This window comes from Lewinella sp. JB7, assembly GCF_024297185.1.
Taxonomy (GTDB): Bacteria; Bacteroidota; Bacteroidia; order Chitinophagales; family Saprospiraceae; genus Neolewinella.
Window position 1 is genome coordinate 104,487 of the sequence record NZ_JANCTD010000005.1, and the last position, 15,144, is coordinate 119,630.

Genomic DNA, 15,144 nt, shown 5'->3' on the forward strand with positions numbered 1-15,144 from the left:
GGGGCCTAGGAAAGCTCCTCGTAAAAGCGCCGTTCGGTGATGCCGCTCCAGGGCTTGGAGATTTTACGGAACTGCTGAATAGAGGCGTACACCCGGCGGGTGGTTTCGTCCGAATCGGCGTACTCGCGCATCACTTCGTCGGCCGCCCGCCGGGCATTTTCGACCAGCGCGTCGGGGTAGGGGAGGATGGACAAACCGGGCACCTGCTTCAGTTTCTCCAGGTATTCGGCATTCTTGGCCTCGAAGGCGGAAAGGGTGTGAAGATTGATGTGGTGAGTGGCCACGGCGAATATCTCCTGCAGGTCGGGGGGGAGCTCGGCGTACTTTTCCCGGTTGACGAAGAACTCAAAATTCGTGCCGGGCTCGTGCCAGCCCGGATAGTAATAGTATTTGGCGATCTCGTGGAAGCCCATTACGTAGTCGTGGTAGGGCCCCACCCACTCGGTAGCATCGAGGATGCCGCGCTCGAGGCCGGTATAGATCTCACCGCCCGGTACCAGCACCGGCGTGGCTCCGAGCCGTTCCAGTACCCGTCCGCCGAGACCGGGCATGCGCATCTTCAGCCCCCGGAAGTCGGCTACCGATTCGATGCGCCGGTTGAACCAACCCCCCATCTGTACACCCGTGTTGCCGCCGGCGAAGGGGATCAGTCCGACGGTCGCGTAGAGCTCCCGCCACAGCTCCATACCCCCGCCGGCCAGGAGCCAGGCGTTCATCTGCTGAGCATTGAGGCCGAAGGGGAAGCCGGCAAAGAACTGGGCGGCGGGCAGTTTTCCGGCCCAGTAGTAGGCCGCCCCGCTGCCCACTTCCGCCGCACCCTGACGCACGGCATCGAAAGCTTCGAGGGGAGGGACCAGTTCCCCACCGCCGTAGACCTGAATATTGAGCCGCCCCCCGGACATCCGGCGGCACATGTCGGCCAACAACTGACAGCCCTCCCCGAGGATCGGAAAACCCGGTGGCCAGGTAGTGACCATCTTCCAGTCGAAGCGCTCGCCGCTCACGGTCGTTTCCCGGGACTGCGCCCGTCCCTTCCCCCCAAACAACCGCAGGGCTACGGGGAGCCCGATGGTGCCGGCGGCAATGCCCTTAATGATCTTTCTGCGGTCCACGTGCGCTGGGGTTTGGTGATCGGATCGGTTCACCAAGGTACGGGATTCGGGGGGAGGCTACTTCAATTCCCGATCCTCTACGAACTCCCGGAGACCGCCGCGGTAAGTGTCGCTCACGGGCAGAAGTTTTCCGGCGACGTTCACCTCGTCGCGCTGCACTTCCTCGATCCAGCGGACGCCCACGATGTAGGAGTGATGAACGCGGATGAAGTCGGTAGCGGGCAACACTTCCACCAGGTGCTTGAGGCTCTGTAGGGTGGTCACCTTACGGTCGGGCAGGTGGATACGGACGTAATCTTTCATGCCCTCGATGTACTGAATGTCCGCGAAATTTACCCGGACCGACCGCGTACCGTCCTTGACGAACAGGTAGGCGGGCGGGGCCGCGGGAGCAGTAACTTCGGAGGGAGCGACGCTTCCCGGCACCTCCCGCCCCCCCAGGCGCAAAGAAATGCGCTCCACCGATTGCAGGAAGCGTTCGAAGGTGATCGGCTTGAGCAGGTAATCCGCCACGTCGAGCTCGTACCCTTCGATGGCGTACTCCGAGTAAGCGGTGGTAAGTACGACGAGGGGCTTTCGCTTCATGATTTTCAGCAGCCCGATTCCGGTGATCTCGGGCATCTGCACGTCCAGAAAGAGGACGTCGGGCTGGTTCTGCTGCAGGTAGTCGAGGGCCTTGAGCGGATTGGACAGGGCGGCCATCAGTTCCAGCGCCGGTGTTTTGCTGACGTACTGTTCCAGCAGTTTGCGGGCCATGGGCTCGTCTTCGACAATGACGCAGCGGATCACGATAGCGTTAGTTCTAGGTGCACGGCGTATTCCTCCTCGGTTTCGTTCACCGTAAGCCGGTGCTTGCCCGGATAGCTGAGTTTGAGCCGTCGTTTAACGTTGACCAGGCCGATGCCCGACTGCTCGGAAACCGTTTTCTCGTGCTCCGCCACCCGGCTATTGCGGACGTCGTAGCGAAGCTTATTCCCCTCCAGGACGAGGCTTACGGTAATCCAACTGTGCCCACCCGCATTGCTGATGCCGTGCTTGAAGGCGTTTTCCAGGAAGGTGATTAGGATTAGGGGTACGATTCTGGCTCCTGCGCCCCCGCCCCGTACTTCAAAAGCGATGGGCACTTCGTCGTTAAGGCGCATCTTCTCCAGGTCGATGTAGTTCTCCATGTAGGCGACCTCCTTGTCGAGGGGTACGGTCGCGTGGTTGCTCTCGTGTAGCATGTAGCGCATCATGCCGGACAGCTTGGCGATCACCTCGGGCGTCTGGGGCGATTGGTTGACCGCCAGAAAGTACACGTTGTTGAGGGTGTTAAACAGGAAGTGGGGATTGACCTGGGCGCGCAGGAAGCGCAGCTCGGAGGTCAGTTGCCGGTTCTCCAGTTCCTTGCGCTCCGCCTCCAGCAGGAAGTAGTGTTCCACGAAGCGCAATAGCCCTACGAAGACCACGATGAACAGCGCGGTGATGATCACGCTGACCCCGAAGCGGGTCGAGTACACCCACGAATCGCGACCCGTGAACGGCAGCAGGATCGCCCGTTTGCCGAGAAGGAACAGGTAGCTGAGCACGGCAAAAACCGGGAGGAAGCGGAGCAGGTAGCGCCCCAGATCCTTATGCTCCAGCAGGCGGGGCAGAAATACGAAGTAGTTGAGGTAGCTGATGGTCAGGAGCCCCAGGATGTTGAACGAGAAGTCAGGGAGTACCCGCGTCCAGTCGGGTTCCTCCTTCCTGCCGAACGCGATCATGTAGTAGAAGAAGGAAGCGTACATCAACCAGAAGGCGACGTGCAGCAAAAGCTTCTTGTTATTGGTCAGGAAGGAGGACATGATTTGCAAAGGTAGGCAAGCAACGGGGCTCGGGGCCGTTGATCTACCATCCCCCCGTTTTCCTCTACGATCCGGGTCCGCCCCCGCCCGGCCGAGCCGTCGAACGAAAAAGGCGAACGGTAGAATGATTTCATACGGCCTGCGATGACGGACGACTTTTGGGTCATCAAAATTAATGTCCGATGAAAGTCCCCGTTCTCTTCCTTTGTTTTAGTCTCGTACTGTCGAGTCTGTTTGCCGCTACCGTACCCGCCGATCTGAAGGGTAGCATTACCGGCACCGTGACGGACGCCGCCGACGGTGCCCCGGTCGCCTACGCCACGGTCAGCCTCCATCAGTCGGAAGACGACGCGCTCGTTAACGGTACCCTCACCGACGAGGCCGGCCGCTTTTCGATCGACAACGTAAAGAACGGGAGCTACCGGGTCGAGATCACCTTCCTGGGCTACGAAAGCATCTCGGTGCCGAACGTCGAAGTGGGCGGGGGCAAGGCTACCGACATCGGTTCGGTACGGCTGGGCGTGTCGGCCGAGCTGCTGGAAGAAGTGACGGTGACCGGGCAGCGGGCGCTTATTGAAGAGAAGGTTGACCGACTGGTATACAACGCCGAACAGGATCAGCTGAGCCGGGGAGGCGACGCGGCTGACGTACTCCGCAAGGTGCCGCTGCTGCAGGTCGACCTGGAGGGCAACGTAAGCCTACGCGGCAACTCCAACATCCGCGTCCTGATCAACAACAAGCCCTCCACCATCATCGCGGGCAGCGTGGCGGACGCCATGAAGATGATCCCGGCCGATCAGATCAAATCGGTGGAAGTCATCACCAGCCCCTCGGCCAAGTACGACGCGGAGGGTGCCGGCGGAATCATCAACATCATCACTAAGAAGAACGACCTGGCGGGCTACTTCCTGAACGTCGATACCGGACTCGGACTGCGCGGCTCCAACCTCGGCCTCAACGGCAGCTACCGCAGCGGCAAGTTCGGCGTCACGCTGGGGGGCTTCGGACGGGCCTTCTACAACGACGCCGAAACCTCCCTCCTCCAGACCTTCACCAACAGCCGCAGCGAACAGTTCGGGGAGGCCGCCGATAACGGTCTCTTCGGCCGCTACAACCTGGGCTTCGATTACGACCTTACCGACCGCCAGTTCCTCAGCGCCGGTGTCCGCTACGGGGTACGCAACTTCAACCGCGATCAGTTGCAGTCTACCACCGTGTACGCCGAGGAAGTCCTGGCTTCCACCTTCCTGCGCGACATCGACAGTAAACGGACGTCGGACAACATCGACGTGAATCTCGATTACCTCTACGTTATCAAGCCCGGCCGCGAACTGAGCATTTCCACCCTCTACAGCACCACGGTCGAAAACAGCAATTTCACCTCCTCGAACCTGGATGACGAGGAAACCATCCTCAGTCGCCTGCGTAACCTCGACAACAATACCAACGAGGAAATCACCCTGCAGGCCGACTACATCCACCCCGTCGGAGATAAGCAGATCTTCGAATTCGGGGGTAAGGGTATCCTGCGGCAAGTCAACAGCGATTACCGTTACCTCAGCGCCGACGGTACCGATGTCTTCACCGAAGACCTGCTCCAGCCCTCCGGCCAGCTTGACTACGGACAGGACATCGTCGCGGCTTACACCGCCTACACCCTCGCTCTGCCGGGCGACATGACCCTGAAGGCCGGCCTCCGCTACGAAAAAACGCTGATCGACGCGATCCAGAATAATGAGACCATCGAGATTCCCGACTACGACAACCTGGTGCCGAGCATCAACCTGTCGAAAAAGGTAGGCGAGTCCACCACCGTGAAACTGGGCTATAACCGCCGGATCCAGCGCCCCTGGCTCCGTCAGTTGAACCCCAACGTGAACGTGGAGAACAGCCAGAGCATCACCGTTGGCAACCCTCTACTGCAACCCGAACTCACCGATAACCTGGAGGTCGGCTACAGCAGCATGGTCGGTAAAACCTACCTGAACCTCTCCTTCTTCGGCCGCAACAGCAACAACGCCATCAACGAGGTGCGCACGCCCATCGACAGTCTCGACGGTACCCTGCTGACCACCTACGAAAACATCGGCCGGGAACGGGCCTTCGGCGTGAATGCCTTCGTGAACGTCTATCTCACCCGCGACTGGACCATCAACGGCGGCATCGACGTCGATTACGCTAATCTGGAGGGGCAGGTCACGGGCCTCGATGGCACTTCCGTAACCGCCACCAACTCCGGTTTCAACTACGGTGGCCGCCTCATGAGCCAGCTCAAGTTCGGCGACGGTTGGAGCGCCCAGGCTTTCACCTTCATGCGGGGCCGTCGCGTCCAGTTGCAGGGTTCCCGGGGCGGCTTCGGGATGTACGCCCTCGGCGTCAGCAAGGAGTTCAACGAAGGGCGCGGCAGCATCGGCCTTTCCGCCGAGAACTTCGCCACCCGCGGCTGGACGCTGCGCAGCGAACTCGAAACCGCCACCTTCACTCAGGTCCGCGAGGATCTGCTGCTCAACCGGAACATCAAACTTACATTTGGCTACAAATTCGGTCAGCTCGATGCCAGCAAGGCCCGGTCCAAGACCCGCTCCGTCAACAACAACGACCTTATGGGTGGCGGCGACGATACCGGTGGCGGCGGCGGCAACGCGGCTCCCGCTCCCCAGTCGCGCCGCCAGGTAAAGAAGGCCGCCAAGGCCGACGAGAAAGAAGACAAGAAGAAGAAAAAGTCGGATAAAAAGACCGAAGAAGCCGAAGAAACGAAGGACTGAGCCCTTACCTCCGCATCCCCCCATTCCATCATCCCCCATCCATCCCAATCATGCTTAAATCCATCCTTTTCCTTTCGACCTTCGCCCTCGTCACCGCCGCCGCCACGACGGTAAGCGTTGCCGTCGACCCCGCCGCCAGTGAGATCAGCTGGAAGGCCTACAAGGTCACCGGTAACCATACCGGTACCATTGATATCTCCGCAGGCCGGCTGGAATTCACCGACACCCTGCTTACGGGCGGTTCTTTCACCATCGCCATGCCCTCCATTACGGTTACGGACCTGGAAGGCAACGGTAAGGCTAAGCTGGAGGGCCACCTCAAGAGCGACGACTTCTTCGGCGTGGAGAGCCACCCGGAAGCCACCTTCGTTATCACTAACGTCAACAGCCGCGGCCTGCCCGGCGACTACCGGATCACCGGTGACGTAACCATCAAGGGGCACACCAAGTCGATTCGTTTCAACGCGAAAGTCACCCAGAAGGACGGTCTCTACGTCGCGAAGGCCGACCTCACGCTCGACCGCACCGACTTCGACGTCCGCTACGGATCGGGATCCTTTATCGACAATCTGGGCGACAAGACCATCTACGACGAGTTCGAACTCTCCGTCACCCTGGTCACCGAACCGGCGTCCTAGCATTTATGGCCGTGTCTTCCCCCGGGTGCCCGTCACCCGGGGGGCACCGGCGCTGAACTGCCCATCCCGCCGGGCAATAGGCAGGCGCAATCACGTCAATTCCAATCGATGCAACGGCTCCTCGGCTTTCTGTCTTTAGTGCTATTTCTTCCCTTCTCGCCGACGCGCTTGACCGCGCAGTCCACCTCCGCTGATGCGGCGCACGCGGCCGCCCTGGCGACCGACGTGGTATGGGCCAGCCCCCGGGGCTTCGACCTGACCATGGACATTTATACCCCCGAGTCGGGGCGGGAGTCTTATCCGGTCATCGTCATGTTTCACGGCGGCGGCTGGCTCATTAACTCCAACGCCATCATGGATCAGCCCGCGGCCTACCTCGCCGGGCACGGGGAGTACGTGGTCTGCAATGTCAATTACCGGCTGCTCGGTGATCTGAACAATACCGTCACGATGGACGAGATCATCGGCGATGCATTCGGGGCCATGCTGTGGGTACGGGAACACATTGGCGACTACGGCGGCGATCCCGCGCGGCTCATCGTAACGGGGGATAGCGCCGGCGGTCACCTGGCGGCCATGGTGGCTACCCAGGGCCACCGACTCACTACGGATACCTTCTCCGCCCCCGCCTTCGATTTTCGTCCCAGCTACATCCCGGCGTCCGGCCTCCCCGCAGGGGGGATCGAAGTGTCAGCCGCTATCCTGAGCTACGGCACCTTCGATATGTACGCCACCGCCCTTAGCGGCTTCGAAACCCCCGGCAACGGTTTTTGGCAGATGGGGGGCGCGGAAGCCCGCGGTTTCTTCGGCCCCGACGTCAGCGTAACCGACCAACCGGAATTTTACCGGGCCGTATCTCCGCTGTACAATGTCGTACCGGGAAGCGAGCGGAAGTATCCGCCCCTGTTGCTGACGGTGGGCACCGAAGATAATCTGACTACGCCCGTATCCATCCGGGCCTACCGGGATAAACTCACGGACAATGGGCACACCGATCTGATCTACTGGGAACACGAAGGACGCCCCCACGCCTTTCTCGATTCGGGCAGCAACGCATTTCTGGGGACGAACTTCACCGACGACGCCGTGCCCGCCCTCGATTATATGCTGGCGTACCTCAACGAGCGGTTCTGATTCGTTCGTCGATAATCGATATATTCGGACTATGCAAAGGAGAACCGTACTGAAGAACACCGCCGCTACGCTGGCCGGCCTCACCTGTCTACCCGCTTACGCTATGAGCCGCCCCAATGCTACCGCCGCCGAACGCGCCTACGGGGTCCAGCTCTTTACCATTCCTAAATTGGTGGAAGCGGACCTGCCGGGCACCCTCGCCCTCATCGCGGAGATCGGTTACCGGGAAGTGGAATTCTTCGGTCCCTATCCCTTTAGTGCGGAGGCGACTAAGCGGAGCTGGGAGCAGATCAAATCGATGGTCGGGCTATCGGACAACGCTTTCTACGGGCACGCGATCGGGGAAGTGGCCCGGATGCTGGCCGACAATGGGCTGACGGCTCCCTCCATGCACGCCGACCTGATCTCCATGCGGGAGAACCTGGACGCGCTCATCTCCGGTGTTGCCCCCTTACAGCCCCGCTACTTAATTGTACCCGCCATCAGCGAAGGCCGCGACAATCTCGACGCCTACAAGCGCCTCGCGGAGGAATTCAACGCGTTTGGCCGGCGGATGCGGGAAAACGGCATGAAATTCGCCTACCATAACCACGGCTACGAGCACCTGATGATGGACGGTGTCACCCCCCTGGACTACCTCATCGAACACACGGACCCGGCCTACGTGCAGTTCGAACTCGACGTATTCTGGATGACCGCGGCGGGTGCCGACCCGGTGAGTTATTTGCGGAAGTTTCCCGGTCGCTTCAAACTGCTTCACCTGAAGGATGCCTCCGCACCCTTCCGCTTTTCCGGCGACGGACAGACGCCCGATCAGTGGTTCGCCGGTTTCCCCCTCATGGCCGATCCGGGGGACGGGGTGTACGATATTCCGGCCATTCTGGAGGCTGCCGAGGCCGGCGGCGCCGAACACTACTTTCTCGAACGCGACCTGGCCCCCGAGCCGGTGCAGACGCTGCGCAACTCTTTCGCTAACCTCACGGCCTGACCGGATAGGTCGAGGCGTTGTACGCCGAGCAGGTCACACTTAGGTCGAGCGGCCTCCGGTCCGAGACTTTTCACCACGGAGGGCCACGGATTCACGCACGGATAGGTCAGGTCGAGCGGCCTCTGGTCCGAGAATATTCACCACGGAGGGCCACGGATTCACGCACGGATGGGTCAGGTCGAGCGGCCTCCGGTCCGAGAATATTCACCACGGAGGGCCACGGATTCACGCACAGATGGGCCAGGTCGAGCGGCCTCCGTTTCGAGACACTTGAGGGGGTTCTTCCCACTAAAGTTGAGCCCTCCCCGGGCGACCCTGCTAGACGGGCAGTTCAGGGGCGGCACCGAGCGCCTCAACCTGATTTGATCTCGAGCCCCGAAACGGTATAATCCTCATCGACCTCCTCCACGTACACCCCCGCGATCGTGGCCTTCAGTTCCCGCAGGGTGGCCGGCACGGTAGACTTTGGTAGGTCCAGACTTACCCTTGCGGTTTCGACGAACTCCTGCTCCGCCATTTCCAGGTTCAGCTGATCGAGTGCGCTCATGACCGGCCCCATTAAGTCATAACCGAAGCGTAGTTCAATCCGCGTAGTAACCGTACGGATCGTAGTTGAACCCGCCCCGATGGCGAGACGGGCCGCCTCCCGGTAAGCATTGATGAGTCCGGAAGTGCCGAGCTTGGTGCCACCGTAATAGCGGGATACGACGATAACGACGTCCGATAGTCCGGCCCGGTCGATCTGTCCGAGGATGGGCTTGCCGGCCGTTCCGCTCGGTTCGCCGTCGTCGTTCGCGCGCCAACGGTCGGTGCCCTCACCCAAGCGATAAGCGTAGCAATGGTGGTTGCACTTGGGGTGAGCGAGCCGCTGCGTGTCCACCGCTTCCAGGGCCTCCGCCTCCGTTAGCACCGGCCGTAGGGCCGCGACGAATTTACTGCCCCGGTCCCGGTATTCTCCCTCCGCGGGGCCGGCGGGAACCACGTACTGATCCATGCCGCAAGGTAAGCAGGTATCCAGGGTGGCACCCCAACCAAACGACCGGCAAATTTGTCTTCCCTTGCTATGGCGCGCAGCTACAAGATCAAGGAATGCTTTTATACTCTCCAGGGAGAGGGCGCACAGGCCGGGCGGGCCGCGGTATTCCTGCGCTTCACCGGCTGCAATCTCTGGAGCGGGCGCGAGGAAGATCGTCACTCGGCCGTTTGTACCTTCTGCGATACCGACTTTATCGGTACGGACGGGACCAACGGGGGGCGGTACACGCAGGAGCAATGTGTTCAACTGGTCCAACGTCTCTGGCCGGGGGGCGGGCGTCCGTACGTCGTTTGTACCGGGGGAGAACCCCTGCTACAGCTGGACGTGCCCCTCATCGAAGCTCTGCAGTCCGTCGGTTTCGAAGTAGCGGTAGAAACCAACGGTACGATCCCGGTCCCCCCGCAGCTCGACTGGGTTTGCGTCAGTCCTAAGGCAAATGCCGAATTGCTGGCGACTCACGGTGACGAGCTCAAGCTCGTGTATCCGCAGACCGAAGCCGCCGCCCAGCCCGAACGATTCACGGGCCTCTCCTTCAGCCATTTCTTCCTACAGCCCAAGGACGAAACCGGCCGCAACCACACCGCGGCTACCGTAGCTTACTGCATGCAGCACCCGCAGTGGCGGGTAAGCCTGCAGACCCACAAGATCATGGGTATCGAGTAGGGACTTGCTTATTTAGTCTGTTTATAAACTACTGTAAATGCGGGTGTTGCCCGAACTTTAATGGGTTGGTCGGGATTTTATCCATGTAATCTATCACGATAAAACTCTACCATCATGGAACCCACCTGTAAGAACTGCAATCACTGGGAGCACGACGCCCCCGCCGTACAGAATCGCGAGAATTTTGGCGAGTGTGAAGTGCTCAGCGAAAGCGGCATGAAGTACGTACTTCCCGTTCTCCAGAATCAGTCCGCGAATTCCGGCATGGAATTCCTGACCGAGGCCAGCTTCGGCTGTAATCACTTCTCGCCCGAGCAGGGCTAATTTATCCCGCCGCTTCGCGTAAACACAGGGCGCTGACCATCGGTCAGCGCCCTGTCTGCTTTGGGGTAAGGCCGCCCCAGCAGAGGTACTTGATCACGAGATAGTCCTCCAGTCCGTATTTAGAACCCTCCCGCCCGAAGCCGCTTTCCTTCACGCCGCCGAAGGGAGCCTGAGCGGTGGAAATCATCCCGGTATTGATACCCACCATGCCGTAATCAAGGGCCCCGGCTACCCGCCAAATGCGGGCGTGGTCGTTTCCGTAGAAGTAAGCCGCCAATCCGTACGGCGTGTCGTTGGCGAGCTCAATGACCTCCGCTTCCGTATCGAAGCGGTATACGGGCGCGACCGGACCGAAAACCTCCTCCCGGCTAATGGCCATGTCGGGCCGGGCATCGAGTAATAGGGTAGGGCGGTAACAGCGCGGGCCGGCGTCCGCTACTCCGCCGCCCCGGACTATCCGGGCACCCTTATCCACCGCGTCGGCCACCAACCGCTCTACCTTAGTAAGGGCGGCGTCGTTAATGAGCGGACCGATATCCGTGCCGGCCTCCGTGCCCCGGCCAACCTGTAGGTCACCTACCGATCTACTCAGCTCTTCGATAAACGCATCATAGATGCCGGACTGCACGAAGATCCGGTTGGCGCTAACGCAAGTCTGTCCCCCATTGCGGTACTTGGATGCCACAGCACCCGCGACCGCGCCCGAAATGTCCGCGTCGTCAAAAACGATGAAGGGGGCGTTGCCACCAAGTTCGAGGGAAAGCTTCTTCAGCGTGCCCGCACTCTGTTCCATCAGTTTTTTACCCGTAGCCGTGCTGCCCGTGAAGCTAAGCTTACGTACGCGTGCGTCGCCGGTCAGCACGCTCCCTACCTCCGCCGGCCGGCTCGTCGGTACCACGTTGAATACCCCCACCGGCATTCCTGCTTCCTGGGCCAGGTAGGCTAGCGCGAGTGCGCAGAGGGGAGTATCCTCCGCCGGTTTGACGACGACGGTGCAGCCCACCGCCAGGGCCGGAGCCACCTTGCGCGTGATCATGGCAATCGGAAAATTCCAGGGCGTGATGGCAGCGACCACGCCTACCGGCTGCTTGATGGCGAGGATGCGGGCGTCGGTCCGGTGACTGGGAATGACGTCCCCGTAAACCCGTTTACCCTCCTCGGCGAACCACTCGATGAAGGAAGCGCCGTAGGTCACTTCGCCCCGGGATTCCGCCAGGGGTTTGCCCTGTTCGTGGGTCATTAACGTGGCCAGATCTTCCCGGTGTGCCGTGAGCAGATCGAACCAGCGGCGGAGGATGACTGAGCGGTCGGCGGCGGTTCTACTGCTCCACTCCGGAAATGCGGCGTAAGCGGCGTCGACGGCACGCTGGGTTTCCGTACTTCCGAGGTCCGCAACGGTAGTAATTACCTCGTCGGAAAAGGGGTCACGCACGGTGAAAGTGCGCCCGCCGTCGGCGTCGGTCCATTCACCATTAATGTAGGCGGAAGTGCGAAGAATAGCGGGAGTAGAGAGGGTCATAACGAAGAAATCGAGCTGGGCAAACCGGGGCCGGGGGGAGACGAACATCGTCCGACCGGCCTCCGTAATAACTCCCGAACCCTAAAACAGTTAGCGTATGCAACTCCGTAATCTCCAGGTTGCCGCCCTCGTGGCCAACGGATTCGAGGAAGTCGAATTTACCGAACCCCGTAATGCTCTACGGGACGCCGGAGCCACCGTACACCTCGTGAGTCCGCAGGCCGGTTCCGTCAGGGCATGGGACGGCGACGATTGGGGGAGCGAGTGCCCGGTCGATGTCGAACTCAACCAGGCCGTGGCTTCCGCATACGATGCCCTGTTACTTCCCGGCGGAGTGCTGAGTCCCGATAGCCTAAGAATTAACGAGTCAGCGCTGTCCTTCGTGCGGCACTTCTTCGCGTCGGATAAGCCCGTCGCGGTCATTTGTCACGGGGGGCAGACCCTGATCTCCGCTGGCTTAGTAGAGGGGCGCACCATGACGGGCTACGTGGCCGTGCGCCCCGACCTGGCCAACGCCGGGGCATTGGTAAAGGACGAAGAAGTGGTCGTGGACGGAAGATTGGTCAGTAGCCGTAACCCCGACGATGTACCGGCCTTCTGCAAGAAGATGGTTGAGGTATTCGCGGGGAGTAGCGTAGCGGCGGAATAATCTTTGTTGCTGTACCCGTCAATCGGAGGGTGAAGTGCATCTGACGGTCATCTCGCGTGGCCGGCATGCGCTTCACCCTTTTAATTTTCTACCATGTTACGCTACACGTTCAGCGGCACGGAGGTGCTGCTGGGACTAGGAGGTTTGTGTCTCCTCCTGACGCTTGCCGTTTACCTGTTTCGCCGTCATCTCGGGCACACCGGAGAATCCGCTGCTGCCGCCAACATCTTCGGCTATACGCCGACCATCCACCGGCTCTCCCTGTGCGCCTCCGTTTTTACCGTATTCCTCGCGATCAACTGGACGGACGGGGCCGAACTGCCGACTTACGAGTCCGGACCCGTAATGGTCGACGAAATCATTGAGGTAGTACCGCGTATGACCGACCGACCGAAGCAGACGCCGCCACCCCCGCCGCCCCCGCCGCTGGTGATCGAACCCGTACTGGAAGAGGTTCCGACGGTGGACCTGAGTACGCGGGCGGTTACCCTCGAGGATGTCGTCGCAGCACCCGCGGCGCCCGTGCGACGCTCCACTACTGCAGCGCCGCCGCCCCCGCCGCCGCCAGCAGATACTGCCGCGGTAATCTTTGCCGAGCGGATGCCGGTATTTGGGGAGGCTTGCCGGAAGTTGACCGGGGATGAACGTAAAAGCTGTTCGGATCGGGCGCTGCTCGCTTTCGTCCAGCAGCAGGTGAGCTATCCGCCACTGGCCCGGGGGAACGGGATTGAAGGCACGGTGGTCGTGCGCTTCGTCGTAGAGCGGGACGGGACGGTTTCTTCCATCGAGTCCTTGCGGGGAGTCGGTGGGGGCTGTACGCAGGCGGCGATTCGGGCGGTGGCGGAAATCAATCGGGTGGGGGAACGTTTTTCCCCCGGCATTCAGGCCGGCCAACGCGTACGGGTAGCCTTTACGCTTCCCATAAAATTTACGTTGACGAATTGACCGTGTTAGGTTCTGACTGCCAAGGAAGTACGGATTTTCACCGAAGCGTGCGGTAAAAATTTCAGTGATTTGCTTGCATCCGTTCGGAGATTGACTGTATATTTGCCGTCGCAATCGAGCAGTTCGCTGCTGCTTTGCACTACTGGTTTGGTAGTTCAGTTGGTTAGAATGCCGCCCTGTCACGGCGGAGGTCGCGGGTTCGAGTCCCGTCCAGACCGCACAAAGAGTCGCTTTCGCAAGGAGGCGGCTCTTTTGCGTTTGGGGTCGACGATGATGCAGCTGAGTGGAGCCTCTGGATGTTCTCCACGACGGCGTCAGTTTGGTCTATCGAAAAGTGATCCAAGGTGAAGTTTGCCTCATTGTTGCCATTGCAGCAAGGGGGGCTCGGGCCAGAGGCCGCTCGACCTATTATTATGCTGCCCTCCGTGGTGAAAAGTCTCGGACCAGAGGCCGCTCGACCTGAGTGGGCCAACCTCGGCGTGCAACGCCTCGACCTGGAAGCCCGTACCGAAACAGCGGCAGCCAAATGGTATATTGTAAATTCTACCTTGTAAATGGTAAATCCTACCGTGCGTCTCGGACCAGAGGCCGCTCGACCTGACCCATCCGTGCGTGAATCCGTGGCCCTCCGTGGTGAAAAGTCTCGGACCAGAGGCCGCTCGACCTGAGTGTGTCAACCCCGGCGTGTAACGCCTCGACCCGAAAGCCCGTACACGAAACTGCGGCAGCCAAATGGTACATGGTAAATTTTACCTCGTAAATGGTAAATCCTACCGTTCGTCTCGGACCGGAGGCTGCTCGGCCTGGCCCATCCGTGCGTGAATCCGTAGCCCTCCGTGGTGAAAAGTCTCGGACCGGAGGCCGCTCGACCTGGCTCATCCGTGGGTGAATCCGTGGCCCTCCGTGGTGAAAAGTCTCGGACCAGAGGCCGCTCGACCTAATAGTTACCGCGGCTCTATTTCAGGAAGCCCCCGAGTGCACCACCGATACCGCCACCGTTCTTGTCGTCTTTCTTTCCGAACAGGCCGCCCGCGGCTTTCCCGAGCAAGTTGCCGGTATCGAGACCGAGTACGGACATCAGGCTGCCCTGATCTACTTCGTCGGTAGAACCGGCCTCACGCGTTTTGCCGGCGATCTTACTCATGATGAAGGGAAGGGCCACCGAACTGACCTGCTGGGCAATCCCTTCGGGGAGGCCAAGTCGAGCGGTAAGCTTCTGCACGAAGTTGCCGGCGATGTTTTGGTAGACTACATTACTCGTTAAACTGCCGCCCGTGCTCCCCTTACCGGAGGCGCGTTCGACCATGTTCAGGATACTGCTGAAGTTGCCCCCGGAAATCGCGGAGGTGATGCCTTCGGTAATGGACTCCTTAGCGAGGGGGACGGACGCTTCGGCCTGGTCGGCGTTAACACCGGTGCGTTCGGTGAGGGTGGAAACGACCTGGCCCTCTATGGCGTCGATGATGGAATCTAGCATGGCTGTTCGTTTTGATCGTGAGTAAAACAAAGAAGCACTACCGGGAACGATAGTGCTTCTTTAATGCG

General features: G+C 60.4%; 14 protein-coding genes and 1 tRNA gene. 9 read left to right on the forward strand and 6 right to left on the reverse strand.

The window, feature by feature from the left end:
- Positions 1–5: 5 nt before the first annotated feature.
- The 3 genes from NMA52_RS10565 to NMA52_RS10575 are packed head-to-tail and all read right to left on the reverse strand — an operon-like array spanning position 6 to position 2,938.
- Positions 6–1,112: a TRAP transporter substrate-binding protein gene (locus tag NMA52_RS10565; RefSeq protein ID WP_254827631.1), complete on the reverse strand. Its 1,107-nt coding sequence runs from the start codon at positions 1,110–1,112 to the stop codon at positions 6–8.
- Positions 1,113–1,169: 57 nt separating this feature from the next.
- Positions 1,170–1,901 (reverse strand): response regulator, encoded by a 732-nt coding sequence (locus NMA52_RS19170; RefSeq protein WP_254827632.1) that lies wholly within the window; start codon positions 1,899–1,901, stop codon positions 1,170–1,172.
- Positions 1,898–2,938 (reverse strand): sensor histidine kinase, encoded by a 1,041-nt coding sequence (locus NMA52_RS10575; RefSeq protein WP_254827633.1) that lies wholly within the window; start codon positions 2,936–2,938, stop codon positions 1,898–1,900. The genes NMA52_RS19170 and NMA52_RS10575 overlap by 4 nt, the downstream gene beginning before the upstream one ends.
- 182 nt (positions 2,939–3,120) lie before the next feature.
- On the opposite strand from NMA52_RS10575, the gene NMA52_RS10580 reads away from it, so the two are divergent.
- From NMA52_RS10580 to NMA52_RS10595, 4 genes are all read left to right on the forward strand, one after another.
- Positions 3,121–5,703, forward strand: a complete 2,583-nt coding sequence (locus tag NMA52_RS10580; protein ID WP_254827634.1) for a TonB-dependent receptor domain-containing protein — start codon at positions 3,121–3,123, stop codon at positions 5,701–5,703.
- A 50-nt stretch (positions 5,704–5,753) separates the two neighbouring features.
- Positions 5,754–6,341 (forward strand): YceI family protein, encoded by a 588-nt coding sequence (locus NMA52_RS10585; RefSeq protein ID WP_254827635.1) that lies wholly within the window; start codon positions 5,754–5,756, stop codon positions 6,339–6,341.
- Between the two features lie 108 nt (positions 6,342–6,449).
- A complete protein-coding gene (locus NMA52_RS10590) occupies positions 6,450–7,475 on the forward strand; it encodes an alpha/beta hydrolase (RefSeq protein ID WP_254827636.1) in 1,026 nt (341 codons plus the stop codon).
- Positions 7,476–7,506: 31 nt separating this feature from the next.
- Complete coding sequence (locus tag NMA52_RS10595) at positions 7,507–8,463, forward strand: sugar phosphate isomerase/epimerase (protein ID WP_254827637.1); 957 nt, start codon at positions 7,507–7,509, stop codon at positions 8,461–8,463.
- 352 nt (positions 8,464–8,815) lie between these two features.
- Here NMA52_RS10595 and NMA52_RS10600 read toward each other — a convergent pair whose 3' ends face one another.
- Complete coding sequence (locus NMA52_RS10600) at positions 8,816–9,457, reverse strand: YigZ family protein (RefSeq protein ID WP_254827638.1); 642 nt, start codon at positions 9,455–9,457, stop codon at positions 8,816–8,818.
- Between the two features lie 69 nt (positions 9,458–9,526).
- Here NMA52_RS10600 and queE point away from each other — a divergent pair, with 69 nt between their 5' ends.
- Together queE and NMA52_RS10610 are read left to right on the forward strand one after the other, a co-directional pair.
- Positions 9,527–10,162, forward strand: a complete 636-nt coding sequence (queE, locus tag NMA52_RS10605) for a 7-carboxy-7-deazaguanine synthase (RefSeq protein ID WP_371930963.1) — start codon at positions 9,527–9,529, stop codon at positions 10,160–10,162.
- Between the two features lie 114 nt (positions 10,163–10,276).
- Positions 10,277–10,486: a hypothetical protein gene (locus NMA52_RS10610; protein WP_254827640.1), complete on the forward strand. Its 210-nt coding sequence runs from the start codon at positions 10,277–10,279 to the stop codon at positions 10,484–10,486.
- Positions 10,487–10,529: 43 nt separating this feature from the next.
- On the opposite strand, the gene NMA52_RS10615 is transcribed toward NMA52_RS10610, so the two are convergent.
- The gene (locus NMA52_RS10615) at positions 10,530–12,005 is read right to left on the reverse strand and encodes an NAD-dependent succinate-semialdehyde dehydrogenase (RefSeq protein WP_254827641.1); all 1,476 of its coding nucleotides are present in this window, start codon (positions 12,003–12,005) and stop codon (positions 10,530–10,532) included.
- A gap of 97 nt (positions 12,006–12,102) precedes the next feature.
- Between NMA52_RS10615 and NMA52_RS10620 the strand changes: the two genes are divergently transcribed.
- The 3 genes from NMA52_RS10620 (at position 12,103) to NMA52_RS10630 (ending at position 13,817) form a co-directional block, all read left to right on the forward strand.
- A complete protein-coding gene (locus NMA52_RS10620; RefSeq protein ID WP_254827642.1) occupies positions 12,103–12,654 on the forward strand; it encodes a type 1 glutamine amidotransferase domain-containing protein in 552 nt (183 codons plus the stop codon).
- Between the two features lie 93 nt (positions 12,655–12,747).
- Positions 12,748–13,599, forward strand: a complete 852-nt coding sequence (locus NMA52_RS10625; protein ID WP_254827643.1) for an energy transducer TonB — start codon at positions 12,748–12,750, stop codon at positions 13,597–13,599.
- Positions 13,600–13,743: 144 nt separating this feature from the next.
- A tRNA-Asp gene (locus NMA52_RS10630) sits at positions 13,744–13,817 on the forward strand.
- Between the two features lie 737 nt (positions 13,818–14,554).
- Here NMA52_RS10630 and NMA52_RS10635 read toward each other — a convergent pair.
- Positions 14,555–15,076: a DUF937 domain-containing protein gene (locus tag NMA52_RS10635; protein WP_254827644.1), complete on the reverse strand. Its 522-nt coding sequence runs from the start codon at positions 15,074–15,076 to the stop codon at positions 14,555–14,557.
- Positions 15,077–15,144 lie beyond the last annotated feature (68 nt).

Excerpts from the sequence above, each read along its gene's own strand:
- NMA52_RS10575 (WP_254827633.1), bottom strand. The coding sequence starts at position 2,938 with ATGTCCTCCTTCCTGACCAATAACAAGAAGCTTTTGCTGCACGTCGCC.
- NMA52_RS10580 (WP_254827634.1), top strand. The coding sequence starts at position 3,121 with ATGAAAGTCCCCGTTCTCTTCCTTTGTTTTAGTCTCGTACTGTCGAGT.
- NMA52_RS10585 (WP_254827635.1), top strand. The coding sequence starts at position 5,754 with ATGCTTAAATCCATCCTTTTCCTTTCGACCTTCGCCCTCGTCACCGCC.
- NMA52_RS10590 (WP_254827636.1), top strand. The coding sequence starts at position 6,450 with ATGCAACGGCTCCTCGGCTTTCTGTCTTTAGTGCTATTTCTTCCCTTC.
- NMA52_RS10595 (WP_254827637.1), top strand. The coding sequence starts at position 7,507 with ATGCAAAGGAGAACCGTACTGAAGAACACCGCCGCTACGCTGGCCGGC.
- NMA52_RS10600 (WP_254827638.1), bottom strand. The coding sequence starts at position 9,457 with ATGGATCAGTACGTGGTTCCCGCCGGCCCCGCGGAGGGAGAATACCGG.
- queE (WP_371930963.1), top strand. The coding sequence starts at position 9,527 with ATGGCGCGCAGCTACAAGATCAAGGAATGCTTTTATACTCTCCAGGGA.
- NMA52_RS10610 (WP_254827640.1), top strand. The coding sequence starts at position 10,277 with ATGGAACCCACCTGTAAGAACTGCAATCACTGGGAGCACGACGCCCCC.
- NMA52_RS10615 (WP_254827641.1), bottom strand. The coding sequence starts at position 12,005 with ATGACCCTCTCTACTCCCGCTATTCTTCGCACTTCCGCCTACATTAAT.
- NMA52_RS10620 (WP_254827642.1), top strand. The coding sequence starts at position 12,103 with ATGCAACTCCGTAATCTCCAGGTTGCCGCCCTCGTGGCCAACGGATTC.
- NMA52_RS10625 (WP_254827643.1), top strand. The coding sequence starts at position 12,748 with ATGTTACGCTACACGTTCAGCGGCACGGAGGTGCTGCTGGGACTAGGA.
- NMA52_RS10635 (WP_254827644.1), bottom strand. The coding sequence starts at position 15,076 with ATGCTAGATTCCATCATCGACGCCATAGAGGGCCAGGTCGTTTCCACC.